An 18,101-nucleotide genomic window follows, 5' to 3' on the forward strand; every position below is an offset into this window, starting at 1 on the left:
CTTCGAGCAGCTCAACGCTTGTCGGTAAGCTTGATTTTGGTTTCAAGCTCCTTGAAGCGCAAGGGCTTCGGAGCGCTCCGGCGGTTTTCGTAGTCGGTATGAAGGAGTTCGTGCGCGAGGTCGCTTCCCGCCCGACCGAGGTAGTCGCGGTAGAGGGCCGCGACGTCCGGGTTTTCGTCCGAACGCTTCACGGCGAGGCGATCGTCTTCCTCGTAGACCATGCGCTGACGAACGGGAAGGGTGCGCGTCCAGTTGTCGCCGCGCGCGGTGCCGCCCCCGCCGATGCAGCCCCCGGGGCACGCCATCACTTCGACGAAGTGCCAGGGCGAGCGCCCCTCGCGAACGCAGTCGAGTACCGGACCGAGGTTCTTCAAGCCGTGCACGACCGCAACGCGGAGTTCTCCGAAGCGCTCCGTCTCAACGCGCGCTTCCTTGACGCCCGCAAGCCCCCGCACCGGTTCGAACCGGAGCGGAAGCGCGCGGGGCGAGCCCGCAAGGGCGCACACCGTACGCAAAGCCGCTTCCATCACGCCCCCCGTCGTCGCAAAGAGCTGCGCCGCGCCCGAAGCTTCCGTCATGAAGGGGGAGTCGAAGGGTGCGGGGTCGATCGCGAGGGGATCGATCCCCTGGGTGCGAAAGAGCCGCTCCAATTCGCGCACGGTCAGAACGAGGTCGACGTCGGCGACGCCCTCGCGCGCAAGTTGCGGCCGAGCTGCTTCGTCCTTTTTGGCCGTGCAGGGCATGATCGAGACGACGCGGATCGCGGCGGAATCGAGCTTTTTCACGCGCGGCAGATAGGTTTTCGCAAGCGCGCCGAAAATCGCCTGAGGCGAGCGGGTGGAGGAGACGTGGGGGAAAAGGTCGGGATGACTCTTTTCGACGTGATTGATCCAGCCCGGGCAGCAGGAGGTGAACATCGTGTCGACGCGCCCTTCGGAGTGCTCGAGGCGATGGAGGAGTTCGGTGCCCTCTTCGAGAATCGTCACGTCCGCCGACCACCGCGTGTCGCACACGAAGTCGGCGCCGAGCTTTTTGAGGCCCGCGACGATTTCCCCTTCGAGGTTGCGTCCCGCGGGCGCCCCGGCGGCTTCGGCAAAGGCCATGCGCACGGCGGGCGCGATCTGTACGACCGTAACGACGTCGGGGTCGGCGAGGTAGTCGAGGAAACGGTCCGTTTCGTCCTTGACGGCGATGGCGCCCGTCGGGCAGACGAGCGAACACTGCCCGCACTGCACGCACCGGTCGGAGTCGCCCCAGAGTCCGCCGTCAAAACCCACGCTCGAGGCACACCCCGTGCCTTCGAAGGTGATGGCGGAGACGCCCTGCACCTGGCGGCAGACTTCGACGCAACGCAGACAGCGAATGCACTTGTCGGCCGTAAAAACGAGGGCGGGCGCCGAGCGGTCGACCGTCGTGCGGTCGGTGAGACGGCCCGAGAGGCGCGAAAGATCGAGCCCCGTTTCTTCGGCCGCACGCTGCAGTTCGCACCGACCGTGGCGCGCACAGCCCGAACATCGCTCGCAGTGGTCGGCAAAAAGAAGTTCGGCCTGCAAGCGACGCGCGCGGCGCACGCGTTCGGAGCGCGTGTCGACGCGCATTCCGTCCTCGACCGCGCTCGTGCAGGCGGTCGCGAGCGTCTGACGGCCGCTTGCGGTCGTGACGTCGACGAGACACATGCGGCAGGTCCCCGGACGGTGGTTGAGCGCGGCGAATTCGCACAAGGTCGGAATCCGCACGCCCTCGCGCCGGGCCACTTCGAGCACGGTTTCGCCTTCGCGACAGGCCGCGGGGCGGCCGTTCAAATAGATTTGCATGAGGTTCTCCCTGGGGGTCGGTGCCGGTCAGTGTTCTTCGAGCGCGCTCTTACCCGGAATCGGGCGCAGGGTCGTGAGCGAGAAGAGCCGGTAACAGCGCATGCAACGCTTCGCTTCTTCGAGCGCTTCGTCGGGATCGAGCCCGAGCTCGACCTCGTCCCAGCTCTTGACGCGCTCCGCGGCGTCGAGGTGTCGGATTTTGGCGCGGGGTTTCGCTACGGGCGCGGGTTGGGGCGGCTCGGCGTCAAGGAGCTTTCCTTCTCGGAGCATTTCGCTCATGCGCCGACGCGCAAGGAACCCGGGCACGCCCGTGAGGAGGTACTCGTGAATGGACGCGGCGGCCGTTTCCCCTTCTTCGAGCCCGCGAATGAGGCTCGTCGGACCGATCGCCGCATCGCCCCCGGCGAAAACGCCGTCGCGCGAGGTGGCAAGCGACGCATCCACTTCGATCGTGCCGCGGCGGGTGAAGCGGATGCCGTCTTCGGGCGTGAAGACGGACGGATCGGTTTTCTGCCCGATCGCCGCCACGACGGTCGAGCAGGGAATGACGAATTCGCTCCCCGGAATCGGACGCACCGAGCGCCGACCGCTCGCGTCGGGTTCGCCCTCGGCCATCCGAACGAGCTTGAGCCCGACCACTTCACCCCCTTCGACCACCACTTCAACGGGGGCCGTAAGGAATTCGAAGGCAATCCCTTCGTCGAGAGCCGCTTCGATTTCCTCGGGGTCCGCGGGGGCGCTCGCACGCGTGCGGCGGTAGGAAACGGTCACCCGACCGCCAGTCCCTTCGAGGAGGCGCCGCGCGGAGCGGCAGCAGTCCATCGCGACGTTGCCGCAGCCGACGACGACCACGTCGCCCTTCAGAGGCATGGAGCGCCCCTCGTCCTGGGCGCGTTCGAGGTCGAGCAGAAAGTCGAGCCCTTTGAGGTAACCCTTCGCGTCGGTGGCTTCGCCCTCCAGCCCGAGGTACTGCCCTTCGGGGCAGCCGAGCCCCAAAAAGACCGCGCGGTAGCCGCGGCGGAAGAGGTCCCCGATCGAGAAATCGCGCCCGAGGGCCTTGCCGTAATGCACGCGCCCGCCGAGACGCGCGACGGCGTCCGTTTCCGTCTCGAGAAAGCGGTTGGGGAGGCGATAGGCGGGAATGCCGAGACGAGCCATGCCGCCCGCGTGGTCTTCCTTTTCGAAAACGTCGACGCGAACGCCGCGGCGAAGCAGGTGATAGGCGCAGTTGAGCCCCGCGGGGCCCGCCCCGACGACGGCAACGGAAGGTGCCAAGGGGCTCGGGAGATCGCGCGCGGGGGCTTTCTCAAAGAAATCGACGACCGCTTCTCCGGCGTTGTCCGACGCGAAACGCTTCAAATCCTTGATCGCCACGGGGGCGTCGACGCGACCGCGCACGCAGGCCTTTTCGCAGGGGCGAACGCACACGCGCCCGCAGGAGCCGACGAGGGGGTAGTGCTCAAGCAAAACGGCGGTCGCGAGTTCCGGATGACCGTCGCGGATGTAGTCGATGTAACGGGGCACTTCGACGTGCGCGGGGCAGGCTTCGATGCAGGGGGCGGTGGCGACCTCGTAATGGTCGCGCGTGCCGCGGGGGACCGTCGGCGCGTGACGGAGGTCGTCAAGAAAGTGATCGATCGCTCCGAGAATCGGCGCGGGCGTCGTCAGGCCGATCCCGCACAGGCTCGATTCCGCCATCAGAGCGGCCACCTCGCGCACGTACGCCCAGTCGACCGATTCGCCTTCGCCGTTACAGGCCTTCTCCAGCGCTTCGGCAATGATCACCGTGCCCGCGCGGCAGGGCGTGCAGCGCCCGCACGAGAGACGGCGCGCTTTGCGGTAGTAGCTGTAGAGGACTTCGGCGAGCGTTGCGCGCAGGTCGAAAACAAGAAACCCCTGAGGACCCGCAAAGCCCGCCACGGGGTTGCCGGGATTGAAACTTTGGAGCGCCCCCACGGGCACGTCCTCGGGCGTCGGATGACCGAAGTCGCGTCGGTAGTCGTGCACGCGACCGTTCCAGACACCGTAGATAAGTTCGTCCATAGAAGTGTTTCCTCGGGGGACCCCCGTATTTCGCTTTTTTTGGGGGAAGTGGAACGAGACGCGGGGCGAAGCCGCGCGTACCCGTATCCGTCGTTGAAAAGTAAGCCGTCGGCCGTCCGAATGACAAAGGCACCGTCTTTTGTGCCTTGCATGCGGGGCTTTGCGGGAATCGAGCGCTCGGAGCAAAATGCGGCAACGGGAACGCGACTCGGGCGAACATAGAAAAAGTTCTATACTTTCCGTCGTTGGGACGGCTTTGTCTTGCCGCGCGCTCCGACCGTTCCCGATCGTCGCCGCGCGACGGTCGATCCATTATAGGGAGGGATCGGCGCCCGTGGTCGATAATTTTTTCTATGCCCGAGCCCGACCGCCTCCTTCCACCCCGTCTTCCGTTCGCATGACCGATCCGCGTTTTTTGCCTTACGTCCGCGTCGCCCGTCTCATTGCCCGTACGTTCGGGCCCGACTGCGAAGTGGTCCTCCACGACCTCACGACACCCGCGCATTCGGTCATACACATCGAAAACAACGGCGTGACGGGACGCCGCATCGGCGACACCTTCAAGCACCTCGTCGACAAGGCCATGCGGTCGGAGGAAACCGACGTATTCGCGAACTACTACTATCGCTTCGAAGGCCGACTCATACGTTCCTCGTCGTTGCTCGTGCGCGACGAAACGGGGAAGCTCATCGGCGCACTCTGCATCAACGCGGACGTGACGGCCGTTCAAGCACAGCTCGACTTCATCCGAAGGCTGCTTCCGGGATTCGCCGACGCGTGTTCCCCGGAAATCCGTCCGCTCGAAGCAGCCCCTCCGAGCGCGGCGCCCGCGTGCGGGAACGTCCCCCGCGCTGCGGGCGCCTCCGCCGAACCCACCCCAACGGTGCTCGAGCTCGTCAACGGCCTGATCGACGCCGCGGTCGACGAAGCGTGTGCGTCGGGACCGCTCACGAAAGAAAAGCGTCTGCAGGTCTTGGAGTTCCTTGAAAAAAAGAGCGTCTTCCTTGTGAAAGGCGCCCTCGAACGTACGGCGGAGCGCCTCGGCGTGGCAAAGGTGACGATTTACAGCGATCTCGACGCCGTTCGGAGGCGCTGAACGCACGACGGAGCGCAAGGGCGGTCGGCGCTTTGCGCCGGGGCCCTCGGACTTGGGTCGACCTGCACCCTGCGAGGCCTCCCGGCGAAAACGAGTTTCGAGAAGCGTCTCGGCTAAAATGAGCCTTCCGTCGACATCCCTTTTTTCCTCACCCGTTTCCCCACGCCATGCGTACCTGCGCACGACTTCTCGCCCTGCGACTCTTCGTTTCCGAGTGCGGCACCTCCCCCGCGTCGACCGTTCCCCCGATGTTGCGTCGGCGTCTTTCGCCCCTCGGGCGCCTTGCGGCCGCGGCCGCCCTGCCGGCACCGACGGACGTTGCGGCCGACGACCCCGTCGAACGCGCGGCGCGTGCGAGCGACACCGCCTGGGTGTTTGCGTCGCGCCGTGCCGACATCGCGCGGGCGGTCGAGGAGATGCGCAACATCCGTGCGGGAGAGGGTGTCTCGCCCGCGCACTTTGCAACGAGCGTTCACAACGGGATCGAGGCGCTTCTTTCGATTGCCGCTCGACACACGGGGGCGGAAACCGCCGTTGCGGGCGGGCTTTTCACGGCGGAAGCGGGCTTTGAGGCGGCGGTGGGTCTTTTGAGCGAATACCCGCGCGTACTGCTTCTCGTGGCGGACGAAGCGCCCGAGAGCGTTTTCGGGGAAAAATCCGCGCCCGCCTTTGCGGGAGCGATGCTCCTTGCTCGCGCGAAACCCGAAGCCGCCCGAACGATCTGCGAGACGGGTGCGCCCGAAGGGGAGCCTCTCGTCGCGCTCTTTACGCGCCCGAGAGCCGAAGACGAAACGATCGATGCGAGGCTAACCGAGCCCGCGGGGGCGCTTTCCGCCCTTCGGGAGGTCTTTGCGTGGCTCGAAGAAGAAGATACGCCGCTTTTGACCCGCTGCGATCGTCGGGTCGCGCACGTGTGGACGAAGACGAAAGCCTTCTGCGACGACTTCGATTCCGCCGAAACACCCGAAGCGCCCGAGAGCGCCCGCGTCCGATGAAGGCCCCGGAAGCCGCCGGCCGAGCGACCGGTCGAGAGAACGTCGAAACCGACAAAGCGCCCGACGCCCCCAACGACGCCCCTGCCGACGCCGCAATCGACGGCAGCAGGGGCGAGCGGCCCCCGCGCGCCCGAAATCCGGTCTTCGGCCCCGTAGCGGACCTCTTTCGACTTCTCGGGACGGCTTCGGCCTTCGTCCTTTTCGGGCTCGGGGGACTCGTCTTTCCGTTCGTGGCGGCGCCCGGGTACCTCTTCGGACCGAAGGACCCGCGAAGCCGCACGCTTCGGGCACGTCGGATCGTGCGCGCGTGGTTTGCGATTTTCGTGGCTGTCATTCGCGGGCTCGGCCTCGTGCGGGTGGAAGTGAAAAACGCGGAGCGCTTGGAGCGCCCCGGCCTCATTTTGCTCGCGAACCATCCTTCGCTCATCGACGTCGTGTGCCTCATGAGCAAACTCGGCAACGCCACGACGATCGTGAAGGCGTCGCTTGCGAAGAACCTCTTCACGCGCGCGCCGATTCGCGCGGCGGGCTACGTCCCGAACGACGCGGGACCGGACGCGCTGCAGCCCTTGCTTGCGGAGCTCGACGCGGGGACAACGTTCGTCATTTTCCCCGAGGGGACGCGTACGCCCGTGGATCTCCCGCCGGGCGAATACCCGCGCATGCACCGCGGGGCCGTGGTGCTGGCACTCGAAGCCCGCCGACCGATTACGCCCGTGCGGATTACGGCGCGTCCGCGTTGGCTCACGAAAGACCGCGCCTGGTGGAAGCTGCCCCCGGAACCGATGACGCTTACCTTCGAAGTTCTCGAAGACCTTCCCGTTGACGACTATCAGGAACTATATAATTCAAGGCCGCCGAAAGCCGCGCGACGCCTCACGGCCGAACTGGCGCGCCGCCTCTTCGAGGTCGACCCGCCCCGGGCGAAGGACGGCCGACGAAGCGAAGCGCTTCGAAACGAGCCTTGAAAAACCCGGCGCGCGCAACGTCTTTGCGTCCACTTAACCCACGGAGTCGGCTCCGCAGCGCATGCGGGCGGGAGCCGAAAAGATTATGGATTCGACCCTCATCAACGAAATCAAAGCGCTCGTCATTTCGAGCCTCAATCTCGAAGACACGACCGTCGAGGATATCGACGAGAACGCGCCCCTTTTCGGCGAAGGCCTCGGCCTGGACAGCATCGACGCGCTCGAACTCGGGCTCGCCTTGAAAAAGACCTACGGCATCACGCTTACCGCCGAAAGCGCCGAAGCCCGCGAGGTCTTCCGCTCCGTCAAGACCCTGGCCGACTACGTGGCCGCCCACCGCAACTGATCCGACACCGCTTTGCGACACACCATGACCGAACTTTCCCCGAGCGAACAGCGCATTTACGAAATCCTGAGCGAGATTCTCGTCAACGACTTCGAAATTCCGGCCGAAAAAATCGCCCTCGACGCCCGTCTCTACGAAGACTTCGACATCGATTCGATCGATGCGGTCGACATGATCGTGCAGTTGAAGCCCCACCTCGGCAACCGTCGCGTCACGCCCCAGGACTTCAAGACCGTGCGCACGCTCGGCGACGTCGTGACCGTGATCGCGCGCGTTTTGGACCGCCCCGAAGAGGAATAACCGAAAGGGGCATCCGCGCTTTCGCGCTTCCAAGTACCTCATTTCGCATGCCCGCCCGCGCGCTTCTCGTCGTGCTCGGCCTCACCTATCCGCTCTGGGTCTGGTGGGGCCTTCGTCATTGGGGAGCGGACGTCGTGGCGGCGGGTCTTTTCGCGCTCGCCCTGCTGAGACTTTTCGTCGAGCGCGACCCCGCGAAGCGCCGCGGAGCTGCCGGAGCGGCCGCCGTTGCCGCGGTCCTCGCACTTTGCGCGGCGCTCTTCGATTCCTCCGAAGCGTTGCTTCTCTATCCCGTCTTCATGAACGGGTTTTTGCTCGTCCTCTTTGCGTCGAGCCTTGCCGCGGGGCGCGTGCCCGTGGTCGAACGCCTGGCGCGCCTCAAAGACCCGGACCTCCCGCCCGAAGGCGTACGGTGGTGCCGCGGCGTCACCCGCGTGTGGTGCGCCTTTTTCGTTGCAAACGGAGGAACGGCTCTTGCGACCGTAATCCTCGGCGACCCCGACCTCTGGGCCCTCTGGAACGGGTGCCTGAGTTACGCGGCGATGGGCCTCCTTTTTGCCGGAGAATTCCTCGCCCGAACGATTGCGATGCGACGCGGGAAAGCATCCTGAGGCGCGAACAAATCCTGCCCGACCGCCTCTTGCGCCCCTCCTGCGAAGCCCCCGAAGATTCTGAAAAGGCTTCCGACCGACGGTTATACTTTTCGGTTTGATTACCGACCGCTTCGCTTCGCCCATGCCGTCTTCGTCGTCTTCTTCGTTTGCTTCCGACGCCTTCTCCTCGTCCTCGCCATCGTCCTCGTCGCTTCTCGCGCGCTTTTTCGCGCTTCGATCCGACGATCCCCGATTCGCCCGCAGGCTCGTGGCTCTGCGCGATACGGACGAGGAACTTGAGCCCGTGACGGCCGAAGCGTTTTTGCGACGTGCGGCGGCCTGGCGCGCGACCTTTGCGCGGGCAGGTTTTGGGACCTCTCCTTCGACCGACCGTCCGCGGCGACTCTTCGTTTTGACGGACGACACCCTCGAAGGGGCGGCGCTCCTTTTCGGAGCGTGGGGCGCGGGCGTCGAAACGATGCTCGGAAGCGACGCTTTGCCCGAAACCCTGAAGCGCCTGCGGGCAGGGGGCCTTCTCGAAGAGGGCGACGGGATCGCGCTCGATGCGGCCCGTGCCTGGCACGAGCGCGAGCAGCCGGACGAAGCCCGGGACCTCGTCGCCTTTACGGAGCCTACTCGGACCGCCGGTAGCGCAACTCTTCCCGCGCTTCCCGTCCTTCCCGAAAAGCGCGACCTCGCCTCGCTTTTCACGAGCGGCAGCACCGGGGACGCGAAACGTGTGGCAAAACGCCTGGAGCAACTCTTTCGGGAGGTGGAAGGCGTGGATCGGGCGCTTCGGGCGTTGCCCGAAGTGGCGCGGGCACTCGCCGACGGGCGCTCCGTCGCGGTGCTTGCCACCGTCACGCACCAGCACATCTACGGGATTCTCTTTCGGCTGCTTTGGCCGCTCCTTTCGCTCGTACGGGAGGCAACCGAATGCTCCGAAATCGGCGGCCGGCCCCTGCGGGAGACGCCGGTCCTTCTCACCTCGGCACGTCTGCACTACCCGGAGGCCCTTGCGCGCACCTTCCGTCGCGCCCGCGATCTCGGGCTCGAAACCGTGCTCGTCACCTCGCCCGCGCACTTGAAGCGCCTTGATGCAACGCTCTTCGCGCCGCTTTTCACGGGCGAAAACCCCGTGCGGCGTCCCTTGGCGGTCGTCTCCTCGGCGGGTCCCTTGGACGAAGCGGGCGCCCTCTTGTCGCACGACGCCTTCGGGCGCTTCCCGCTTGAGGTCCTCGGCTCGACCGAAACGGGCGGGATCGCGCGGCGCATGCGCGAATGCTCTGCGGCGGGGACGGTCGCGACCCCCGACTGGCGCCCGATGCCGGGCGTCTCGGTGTCGGTCGAAGACGAAGAAACGGGGAGAATTCGCGCGGAGGGGACGGGCCGCGTGCGGGTCTCGGGCCCTCAAATCCGGTCGCCCGAAGGCGAAACCGGGGCGGATCGGATCGAACTGCGAACGGAAAAGACCGATAACGGCGACATCTCGCGCTTTCGACTGCTCGGTCGCACCGACCGTATTCTCAAGATCGAAGGCATGCGCGTCTCGCCCGCCGACATCGAGGCGGAGATTCTCGCGACGGGCCTCGCGCGCTCGGTTCGGGTGCTCTTGGACCCCGCAAGCGCCGCGCGGCGGCGCGAATCGCTCGCCGCTCTCGTCGAATTGACCCCCGAGGCGCGGGACATGATCCTCGCCGAAGGGAAGTCCCGCCTCACGGCACTCATCAAAGCGCGCTTGACGGGGCGCGTGACGCCGTTGCAGACCCCGAAGCGCTGGCGCTTCGTCGACGCGATGCCCGTCAACGCCCAGGGGAAGTGCACGGCGCGCTCCGCCGAACGATGTTTTGACGCGCGGGAGCCCGAGTGGGTGACGGTGTCGGATGCGTGCGATTCGGCTTCGGGCGTTCGCACCGCTCGGCTTCGAACGCGCTTGACCGACACCTTCGCGTGGTTCGAAGGGCATTTCGAGGGGGTGCCGATTTTGCCGGGCGTCGCGCAATTGGTGCTCGTCGAGCGCGCGGTCAAGGCGCGCGTGCCGGGCGGCTCGGAGTTTGCCACCCGATCGGTGCGCAACCTCAAATTCAAGGCCCCGACGACCCCGGGCATGACGATGGACCTCGTTCTCACGATCCCCTCGGAAAAGGCGGGAGAAATCGCCGTGAAGTTTGCGTGGATTCGGATGGAGCGGGTTGAACGGACGGAAGACGCCGAAACGTCGGATGCGTTGCGGGGCGCGTACGTCGAACACCCGCACGCGCAGGGGACGATCGTCTTCGGGCGCCCGACCGAACGAAACGCGTCGTCCGAGCCCGCATGAGTGCGGGAGACTACGGCGGTCTCGTTTGACTCCACCGAACCCGGCAACCGACCGGCCGCCGCGAGCCAAGCTCGAGGCGGCTTTTTTTGCGTTGAGTGCTTCGACGCTCCGTTTTCCTCCTCGGGCCGTCCGGGCGGCGAACACTCGTTTTTACCCGATTCGTCAAAACCGAATTCCACATTTGAGCGAAGACCGAACGAAAGCGCCGATGGTGCGCGGTTCGCCTTTTTCCGAGAATGCGAATAACAACTCGACGAAGTCCCGCCGACCACGGGCCTGCGCCGACGCATCAACCGCCTCAAGGAGAAAAATCATGATCCGACACCGTTTCGCGCGCGCATCTCTCGCTGTCACGCTCGCACTCGCCTCTGCCTTTTCTGCCGAAGTCGCCCTCGCGGGGGACGGAGCCTCGGGTCCGGCCGTACAGTTCAAGGGCCAAGGCAGTATCGGAGAGATCGTCGGGAACCCCTACAAGATCGCCCCGCTCACGGCCGTCATCCGCAACGGCGGGCACGAACTCTCGGACGCCGAGGTGCGCATCGTGCCGAAGCCGAACGGGCAGGAAATCCACTACAAAGTCAACGACGCCGAACTGCGCACGCACGGCGGGATTCCGGTTTTCGGGCTCTACCCCGACTACAACAACACGGTGGAAGTCTCCTACACCCGCTTTGACGGCAAGGAAAAGGTCCGCATCGAAAAAGAGGTCTACCGCATGTATGCGCCTGCGGTTTACACTCCGACGAACGGCAGCATGAATCAGCATCACAACATGTTCGAGACCGAAGTGGTGAAAGTCGACCCGGAATTCGCCGACCGCCTCTACTTCATCAACAACTTTCTCACCACGGCTCCGCAGCAGGGACGCGTAGTCTGGAACAATCCCATGGGCGGCGCGCTTGAGTGGAGTTACTACCCGCAAAACGCCATTCTCGACACGAAGGGCGAAGTGCGCTGGTACATGAATCCCGACTCGATCTACGATCCGGAATCAATCTACCGAGCGGGCGTCATGATGGGCTTCCATCAGAACGCCGACGGGAAAATCACGTTCGGCTACGGCCAGCGCTACGCCAAGTACGACATTCTCGGCCGGGAAATCTTCAATCGCCGGCTACCCGCCAACTACGCCGACTTCTCCCACGCGCTGATGGTTGCGGACAACGGACACATGTTCCTGCGCGTCTCCGCCGCCGATCAACGTCGCCCCGACGGCAAGCGCGTCCATACGGTGCGCGACGTCGTCGTCGAACTCGACGAAAACGGCGTGGCAGTCGACGATTGGCGTCTCTGGCAGTCGCTCGACCCGTACCGCGACGTGGCCATCAAAGCGATGAACCGCGGCGCCGTGTGTCTCAACATCGACGAAACGCTCGACGGCAAGACGTTGTCGAGCGAAGAGCTTGCCGCCATGGACACGCAGGACAACTTCGGCGACATGCCGGGCGTGGGCGTCGGGCGCAATTGGGCGCACGTCAACTCTGTCGACTACGACCCGTCGGACGATTCGATCGTCGTGAGTTCACGCAACCAGTCCGCCGTCGTCAAGGTCGGTCGCGACAAAAAGGTGAAGTGGATTCTCGCCTCGCCCGAAGGCTGGAAGGGTGAACTCGCCTCCAAGGTTCTGAAACCCATCGACGCAAAGGGCAACCCCATCAAGTGTGAAGGCAGCAAGTGCGAAGGGGGCTTCGACTGGACGTGGACCCAGCACGCCGCCTGGCGTATCGACGAGAAGTCCGACAAGAACATCTTTTACCTCTCGGTCTTCGATAACGGAGACGGTCGCGGCATGGAGCAACCCGCACTGGCAGAAGACAAGTACAGCCGCGCCGTGATCTACCGCATCGATCAGCAAAAAATGACGGTCGAACAGGTTTGGAGCTACGGGAAAGAGCATGGCTTCGAATGGTTCAGCCCTATCACATCGATGGTCGAATACCAGAAGGATAAGGATTCCGTCCTTGTTTACTCTGCGACGGCGGATCTCAACCTGAAGCTCTTCCATCAGCAGGCCGCAAACCCCGTCATCAACGAATTCAAGTGGGGCGCTTCGGAACCCTCCGTCGAGATTCGTTTGAAGAGCACGATGGGCTATCGCGCCTTCTGCTTTGACGTCGACAAGGCCTTCAACGCCGAAGCCAAGTAAGCGGACGTTTTCGTCCCCCGACGGAACGCCGACGGCAGCAACCCGCGGCGTTCCGTTCCTTTATCCTGCTCCGTCATACCAGTCCGCCGCCCTGGGTTCGATCTCCGAGCATACGATGAGAACACTTCACCTTGAGAGCCTGCGTCTTCTAAAGGCGCTTTGCCAAACCCACAACCTCGCCTCGGCGGCAATTCTCGCCGAAATGCCCGTCTCGACCGCATCGAGACTCCTGTCGGCCATGCGCGAGCATTTCGAGGACGAGCTCTTCACGCGCTGCTCGGGCGGCCTGGCGCCGACGGCGCGCATGTGCCGCCTGCTTCCCAAGGTCAACACGCTTCTGGCGGACTACGACGATCTGATGGAGCCCGAAAGCTTTTCGCCCGCCACGCTCCGGCGGTGTTTTCTCATCGGATGTCTCGATCGGGCCGTGCGCTTCGTCGGTCCGATGCTCGACACGCTCGCGCGCACGGCTCCGGGCGTCTCAATCGAAATCGTGACGCTGGACAATCGTTGGGAGGAACACTTGAGAAGCGGCGTGCTCGATCTCGTCATTTCACCCGTACGAAAAGTCGGCGAAGGTTTTTGTCATGCGGTGCTCGCCTCGTTAGGAACGTGCTTTGTCGTTGCGCCCGACCATCCGCTCCTTGCACGGCTCGAACAAAACGGCACCGTCACGCTCGACGATCTGCTCGAGTTCGGGCACATCGAAGTCGCTTACACGCCGAGCGTCTTTTACCGCTCGCACGCCGCGCTCGAACCCGAACGCTGGCGCGAGCGGCGCATCGTCGTCACCGCCCCCTCCTTTTTCAGTGCGCTCCTCATGGTGCGCACCTCGCACCTCGTCCTTCGGATGACCGCTTCGCCCGTTTCGTTTTACGACACACTGGGCGTGTTGCGTACCTTTGAAGCCCCCGCCGAACTCGACGAAGCGTTCGAGCCCAAACTCATCTGGCACGAGCGCGGCGCGGGGGACCCCGCACTCGAATGGTTCCGCGCCGCGCTGATCGCGAACGCGGGAAAGGCCTGAGGGCGCCCCAAAACTTCATTCGTTTGTCACGAAACCGAACGCGTACCACGCATTCTTCATCCAGTTGCAACCGCCCCGTCACATCGAGTCGAGACAATGTGCTTCGGCACTTTCGCCGGTTCACCGGATGATTCTTCATGTCCGTTTCGATTTCCCGACGCCGTTTGCTCGGCTCCTCTTCGGCCGCACTCGCAGCCGCCGCGCCCTTCGGCGCTCTTCTTTCGTCGCCCGCCGCCGCGGCGGTGAGCGAAGCTCTGAAACCCTCGTTCGAGCACCCCCTGACGCAACGCACCGTCGCCGAGATGCTCGCCATGAGCCCCGTCGACACGGCGCGCGAAAGCGCGCTCGTTTCGAACGCCTTCCGCGTGCTCGTCGACGCGGCGGAAGCGCTCCGGGAGCCGGCTCTGCGCAACGCCGTCCTCGCGATCCTGAAGGACCCCGTCCCGACCGTGGCCGACACGGACGAAGGGAAGGTGCTCGCGGCCCTCAAGGCCGAAGGGCTGATCGACGCGAAGCGTAACAAGGTCTTTCCGCACGTGACGCAGAAGGGCCGTCCCGAACAGCCCTTCTGGAGCGCCCCGGGCTCGGGTTACGCGAGCCACCACGCCTACCCCGGGGGGCTCGCGACCCACTGCGCGCTCAACGTCCTGTCGGCCGTGCGCCTGCTTGAAAACTACGATTCGGTCTTCGACTGCGACCTCGATTACGACGCCGCCGTGAGCGGAGAACTTTTGCACGACCTTCACAAGCCCTGGGTCTTCGCGTGGCAGCCGGACGGCTCCTCGCGCGTCGAAAAGCCCCTGGCGAAGACGGGCGAACACCACGTGTTGAGTCTTGCGGAATCGATGAAGCGCGGACTTCCCGCCCGCGTCGTCGTCGCGCAAGCCGCAGCGCACGACCACCCCGGAACGCCCGCGGGCGAAGCGCTCGTCGTCGGCTGGATCCGTGCGGCCGCGATCATCGCCGGAGTCGATCCGGTCGAGCGCGGGTTCCTGGCCGCCGACAAGAAGACGCTGCCCTTGCCGCGCCGCAGCGAAGGCTTCGTCGTGCACCTCGCGGACCACGACTTCGTTCTTTCGGGCCCCGCTTGTCAATGGAGCCTGCCGGCACTCAAAAAGCTCGCCGCTTCGACCTACGGTTTGACGAGCGAGAAGGACTTCAACAGCTTCCGCAACTACGTCTTCGCGAATCTCTCCGCGATGCGCGTCTGGGCGCTCCTCTCGACCGAGGGCGAAGCCGCGCTTGCCGCGGACGTCGCCCGAATCCTCAAGGCCTGATCGGTCGAGAGGATTCCGACCCTTGCCCCTTTAACCCTTTTCAATCTTGAAACCCGTGAACGGATGCCCGATTCGACCGACCGAAGGTCTCCCCCGAGCACCCGTCACTCCGCGGGACGCTGCGAACCGAAAGCACATCGAAAGCGAATTGCTTCACGCCGCCCTCCCGCACTTTTTTTTCTAGGATGAAACTTCCATGATCCGCACTTTCAAGCTCGCCGCCGTCGCTCTTGCCGCCGCTTCCGCCCTGGCCGTTCTCGGCTCGGCCCATGCCGCCGATGCCGCCGAAACCTTCCCGACGATCGAACGCGCCGTCTTGCGGGCGACCAGACCGAGCTCGTCCGTCAGTCGCTTTCAAACAAGACCGCCAAGAACGTCATCATTCTGATCGGCGACGGCATGGGCGACAGCGAAATCACCGCCGCGCGCAACTTCGCGCACGGTGCGGGCGGTTTCTTCCCCGGCCTCGACGCCCTGCCCCTCACGGGCCAGTACACGCACTATTCGCTTGACCCCAAGACCCACAAGCCCCGCTACGTGACGGACTCGGCCGCGTCCGCGACCGCGTGGAATACGGGCGTGAAGAGCTACAACGGCGCGATCGGCGTCGACGTGAACGGCAAGCCCCACGCATCGATCCTCGAACTTGCGAAGAAGGCCGGCAAGGCCACGGGCAACGTTTCGACCGCCGAACTGCAGGATGCAACTCCCGCCGCCGTCGTCGCGCACGTCGCGCAGAGGAAGTGCTACGGCCCGAGCGCGACGAGCGAAAAGTGCCCGAAGGAAGCCGCGGAAAACGGCGGCATCGGCTCGATTACGGAACAGTTCATCAAGGCGCGCGCCGACGTGACGCTCGGCGGCGGCATGAAGAGCTTCAAAGAAGTCGCCAAGGGCGGCGAATTCAAAGGGAAGGTGCTCCTTGACGCCGCGCGCGAAGCGGGCTACCGGATCGTGACGAATACGGCCGAAATGCAGGCCTTGAAAGCCGCCGACTCGACGAAGCCCGTCCTCGGCCTCTTCTCGGAAGGCAACATGCCCGTGCGGCTCACGGGTCCGAAGGCCTCCTACCACGGCAACCTTGAGAAACCCGCCGTCGTCTGCGAAAAGAACCCGAAGCGCACGGCCGAGCATCCGACGCTTGCTCAGATGACCGAAAAGGCGATCGAACTTCTGAAGACGAATCCGAACGGCTTCTTCCTGCAGGTCGAAGGCGCGTCGATCGACAAGGAAGACCACAAGGCCAATCCCTGCGGGCAGTTCGGCGAAACGGTCGACCTCGACGAAGCCGTGAAGGTCGCGCTCGACTTCGCGAAGAAGGACGGCAATACGCTCGTGATCGTCACGGCCGACCACGCTCACTCCTGCCAGATCGTCTACCAGGACGCGAAGGCCCCGGGCCTTACCGCTTCCGTCATGACCGCCGACGGCGTTCCGATGACGGTCTCCTACGGCAACAGCGAAGTCGAAGACGACCAAGGACACACGGGCACGCAGTTGCGCGTGGCGGCCTACGGTCCCCACGCCGCGAACGTGACGGGTCTCACCGACCAGACCGACCTCTTCTTCACGATGCGCGACGCCATGGGTCTCAAGTGAGGCAAAGCCGCAACCGTCGCACACGGCATCCCGGGACGTTTCCGACCGCCCCGGGATGCCGGAAGCCCGGCGGTCAAGGCTCGAAACTCAACGTTCGAAGTCCAACGTACCCGAAACGCCCGCCCGAAAGCGCGGGCGTTTTTGGTTTTCGGGGAAGTCACAAGGATGCCGTCGGGAGGTCACCGAGACCAACGCCTCGACATTCGTTTCGCATTCGTTCTCGCCGAACGCACGATTCGACCGCCCACCCCCGTTTTTCAACGGAGAGCGCTAGAATTTCTCCCCCTTAACGTTTTCCCTAACTCTTCTTTCCCCTCGTTTTTCCCATGACCGACCGCACGCTCCCTCAGGAAGGTCTCCGGGCGTGGCTTCCCGTTCTCGGGCTCGCCTTCGCCGCCTTCACCTTCAACACCTCCGAATTTCTCCCCGTGGGGCTTTTGCCCGACATGGCCGCCGGGCTCAGCGAAACCGTCTCCGACACCGGGCTCATCATCACGGGCTACGCCTGGGTGGTGGCGATCATGTCGCTCCCGCTGACGCTTCTCACCGCCAAGATCGAGCGCCGCAAGCTTCTTCTCGGCCTCATTGCGGTCTTCGCGCTTTGCCACGTGGTCGTTCTGTGGACGAACACGTTCGAGTCGCTCCTTGCGGCCCGCATCGGGGTGGCGTTCACGCACTCCGTCTTCTGGTCGATCATGACGCCCCTTGCCGCGCGCATGGCGCCGCGAGGAAAACGTGCCGTGGGGCTTGCGGCCGTCATGGGCGGAACGATCGTCGCGACCGTGCTCGGGGTGCCGATCGGCACCCAGCTCGGGCACTTCTTCGGTTGGCAGGAAGCGTTCTGCGTGATCGGTGCGGCGGCTTTTGCGTGTCTCGTCCTCATTTGGGCGGTGCTCCCGGAGTGCCCGAGCAACAAGGCGGGATCGCTCGCCGCCCTGCCGGGGCTCTTGAAGCGCCCCGCGCTTTTGCAGCTCTATTTCCTCACGGCCGTCACCGTGCTCGGGCAGTTCACGGCCTATTCCTATGTGAGTCCCATCCTCGCGCAGGCGGGCTACGGCGAATCGGACGTCGTCACGGTGCTGCTTGTTTTCGGCCTTGCGGGCATTCTCGGGACGGTCGTGTCGACGAAGACCGTCGACCGCTTTACGTCGGCAACGCTCACGGTGCCGCTCGTGGTGATCGCGCTCTCGCTCGCGTTTTTCAACACCGCGGCGAACCTCGGCTACGCCGAACTCCTTGTTTTGACGCTCTTCTGGGGCGCCGCCATGACGACCGTTTGCATGGCCTTCCAGACGGTGGTGCTCAACGTGGCTTCGGACGCCGCCGACATCGCGGTGTCGCTTTACTCGGGGATTTTCAATATCGGGATCGGCACCGGGGCCTTTACGGGAAGTCTTATTTCCGCCCGTTGGGGGTTCGACCCCGTGGCGTCCTCGGGGGCGGCCTTCGTGGCGGTGTCGGCCGTTCTGTGCCTTGCGCTCTGGGTGACGACGAAGTCGGCCGTCTTGCCGGGCGGCGAAAAGCCCGCCGCGAGCACCGCGGGCGAAGAGATGCCTCACTGAGGTTCTGCGGAAACGAAACGT

13 protein-coding genes and 1 pseudogene are annotated in these 18,101 nt (G+C 64.7%); 12 read left to right on the forward strand and 2 right to left on the reverse strand.

Annotated elements, in window-relative coordinates; genetic code table 11:
• Positions 1–11: 11 nt before the first annotated feature.
• Together S6FBBBH3_RS08485 and S6FBBBH3_RS08490 are read right to left on the reverse strand one after the other, a co-directional pair.
• Positions 12–1,814 (reverse strand): [FeFe] hydrogenase, group A, encoded by a 1,803-nt coding sequence (locus S6FBBBH3_RS08485; RefSeq protein WP_120177334.1) that lies wholly within the window; start codon positions 1,812–1,814, stop codon positions 12–14.
• A 27-nt stretch (positions 1,815–1,841) separates the two neighbouring features.
• Positions 1,842–3,857 (reverse strand): FAD-dependent oxidoreductase, encoded by a 2,016-nt coding sequence (locus tag S6FBBBH3_RS08490; protein WP_120177335.1) that lies wholly within the window; start codon positions 3,855–3,857, stop codon positions 1,842–1,844.
• Between the two features lie 397 nt (positions 3,858–4,254).
• On the opposite strand from S6FBBBH3_RS08490, the gene S6FBBBH3_RS08495 reads away from it, so the two are divergent.
• From S6FBBBH3_RS08495 to S6FBBBH3_RS08550, 12 genes and pseudogenes are all read left to right on the forward strand, one after another.
• Positions 4,255–4,953, forward strand: a complete 699-nt coding sequence (locus tag S6FBBBH3_RS08495) for a helix-turn-helix transcriptional regulator (protein WP_170143904.1) — start codon at positions 4,255–4,257, stop codon at positions 4,951–4,953.
• Positions 4,954–5,120: 167 nt separating this feature from the next.
• On the forward strand, positions 5,121–5,948 hold the full coding sequence (locus S6FBBBH3_RS08500; RefSeq protein ID WP_120177337.1) for a beta-ketoacyl synthase chain length factor: 828 nt from the start codon (positions 5,121–5,123) through the stop codon (positions 5,946–5,948).
• Positions 5,945–6,916 (forward strand): lysophospholipid acyltransferase family protein, encoded by a 972-nt coding sequence (locus S6FBBBH3_RS08505; RefSeq protein ID WP_120177338.1) that lies wholly within the window; start codon positions 5,945–5,947, stop codon positions 6,914–6,916. Before S6FBBBH3_RS08500 ends, S6FBBBH3_RS08505 begins: the two co-directional genes overlap by 4 nt.
• A gap of 85 nt (positions 6,917–7,001) precedes the next feature.
• Entirely contained in the window at positions 7,002–7,262 is a 261-nt protein-coding gene (locus S6FBBBH3_RS08510) for a phosphopantetheine-binding protein (RefSeq protein ID WP_120177880.1), read from the forward strand.
• Positions 7,263–7,286: 24 nt separating this feature from the next.
• Positions 7,287–7,562: an acyl carrier protein gene (locus S6FBBBH3_RS08515; RefSeq protein WP_120177339.1), complete on the forward strand. Its 276-nt coding sequence runs from the start codon at positions 7,287–7,289 to the stop codon at positions 7,560–7,562.
• Between the two features lie 47 nt (positions 7,563–7,609).
• Positions 7,610–8,170 (forward strand): COG4648 family protein, encoded by a 561-nt coding sequence (locus S6FBBBH3_RS08520; protein ID WP_120177340.1) that lies wholly within the window; start codon positions 7,610–7,612, stop codon positions 8,168–8,170.
• Positions 8,171–8,294: 124 nt separating this feature from the next.
• The gene (locus S6FBBBH3_RS08525) at positions 8,295–10,472 is read left to right on the forward strand and encodes an AMP-binding protein (RefSeq protein WP_123957688.1); all 2,178 of its coding nucleotides are present in this window, start codon (positions 8,295–8,297) and stop codon (positions 10,470–10,472) included.
• A 313-nt stretch (positions 10,473–10,785) separates the two neighbouring features.
• Complete coding sequence (locus tag S6FBBBH3_RS08530) at positions 10,786–12,618, forward strand: aryl-sulfate sulfotransferase (RefSeq protein ID WP_120177342.1); 1,833 nt, start codon at positions 10,786–10,788, stop codon at positions 12,616–12,618.
• A 115-nt stretch (positions 12,619–12,733) separates the two neighbouring features.
• Positions 12,734–13,645 (forward strand): LysR family transcriptional regulator, encoded by a 912-nt coding sequence (locus tag S6FBBBH3_RS08535; RefSeq protein ID WP_120177343.1) that lies wholly within the window; start codon positions 12,734–12,736, stop codon positions 13,643–13,645.
• A 137-nt stretch (positions 13,646–13,782) separates the two neighbouring features.
• Positions 13,783–14,922 carry a metal-dependent phosphohydrolase gene (locus S6FBBBH3_RS08540; RefSeq protein ID WP_120177344.1) on the forward strand — a complete coding sequence of 380 codons (1,140 nt, stop codon included), beginning with the start codon at positions 13,783–13,785 and terminating at the stop codon, positions 14,920–14,922.
• 315 nt (positions 14,923–15,237) lie between these two features.
• Positions 15,238–16,518: pseudogene (phoA, locus tag S6FBBBH3_RS08545) on the forward strand (alkaline phosphatase); the annotation flags it as partial.
• A gap of 326 nt (positions 16,519–16,844) precedes the next feature.
• Positions 16,845–18,080 (forward strand): sugar transporter, encoded by a 1,236-nt coding sequence (locus S6FBBBH3_RS08550; protein ID WP_120177345.1) that lies wholly within the window; start codon positions 16,845–16,847, stop codon positions 18,078–18,080.
• Positions 18,081–18,101 lie beyond the last annotated feature (21 nt).

Source organism: Sutterella megalosphaeroides (genome assembly GCF_003609995.1).
Classification (GTDB): domain Bacteria; phylum Pseudomonadota; class Gammaproteobacteria; order Burkholderiales; family Burkholderiaceae_F; genus Sutterella; species Sutterella megalosphaeroides.

What these genes read in the sequence shown, in the direction of transcription:
- S6FBBBH3_RS08485 (WP_120177334.1), bottom strand. Translation starts at nt 1,814, where the DNA reads ATGCAAATCTATTTGAACGGCCGCCCCGCGGCCTGTCGCGAAGGCGAA.
- S6FBBBH3_RS08490 (WP_120177335.1), bottom strand. Translation starts at nt 3,857, where the DNA reads ATGGACGAACTTATCTACGGTGTCTGGAACGGTCGCGTGCACGACTAC.
- S6FBBBH3_RS08495 (WP_170143904.1), top strand. Translation starts at nt 4,255, where the DNA reads ATGACCGATCCGCGTTTTTTGCCTTACGTCCGCGTCGCCCGTCTCATT.
- S6FBBBH3_RS08500 (WP_120177337.1), top strand. Translation starts at nt 5,121, where the DNA reads ATGCGTACCTGCGCACGACTTCTCGCCCTGCGACTCTTCGTTTCCGAG.
- S6FBBBH3_RS08505 (WP_120177338.1), top strand. Translation starts at nt 5,945, where the DNA reads ATGAAGGCCCCGGAAGCCGCCGGCCGAGCGACCGGTCGAGAGAACGTC.
- S6FBBBH3_RS08510 (WP_120177880.1), top strand. Translation starts at nt 7,002, where the DNA reads ATGGATTCGACCCTCATCAACGAAATCAAAGCGCTCGTCATTTCGAGC.
- S6FBBBH3_RS08515 (WP_120177339.1), top strand. Translation starts at nt 7,287, where the DNA reads ATGACCGAACTTTCCCCGAGCGAACAGCGCATTTACGAAATCCTGAGC.
- S6FBBBH3_RS08520 (WP_120177340.1), top strand. Translation starts at nt 7,610, where the DNA reads ATGCCCGCCCGCGCGCTTCTCGTCGTGCTCGGCCTCACCTATCCGCTC.
- S6FBBBH3_RS08525 (WP_123957688.1), top strand. Translation starts at nt 8,295, where the DNA reads ATGCCGTCTTCGTCGTCTTCTTCGTTTGCTTCCGACGCCTTCTCCTCG.
- S6FBBBH3_RS08530 (WP_120177342.1), top strand. Translation starts at nt 10,786, where the DNA reads ATGATCCGACACCGTTTCGCGCGCGCATCTCTCGCTGTCACGCTCGCA.
- S6FBBBH3_RS08535 (WP_120177343.1), top strand. Translation starts at nt 12,734, where the DNA reads ATGAGAACACTTCACCTTGAGAGCCTGCGTCTTCTAAAGGCGCTTTGC.
- S6FBBBH3_RS08540 (WP_120177344.1), top strand. Translation starts at nt 13,783, where the DNA reads ATGTCCGTTTCGATTTCCCGACGCCGTTTGCTCGGCTCCTCTTCGGCC.
- S6FBBBH3_RS08550 (WP_120177345.1), top strand. Translation starts at nt 16,845, where the DNA reads ATGACCGACCGCACGCTCCCTCAGGAAGGTCTCCGGGCGTGGCTTCCC.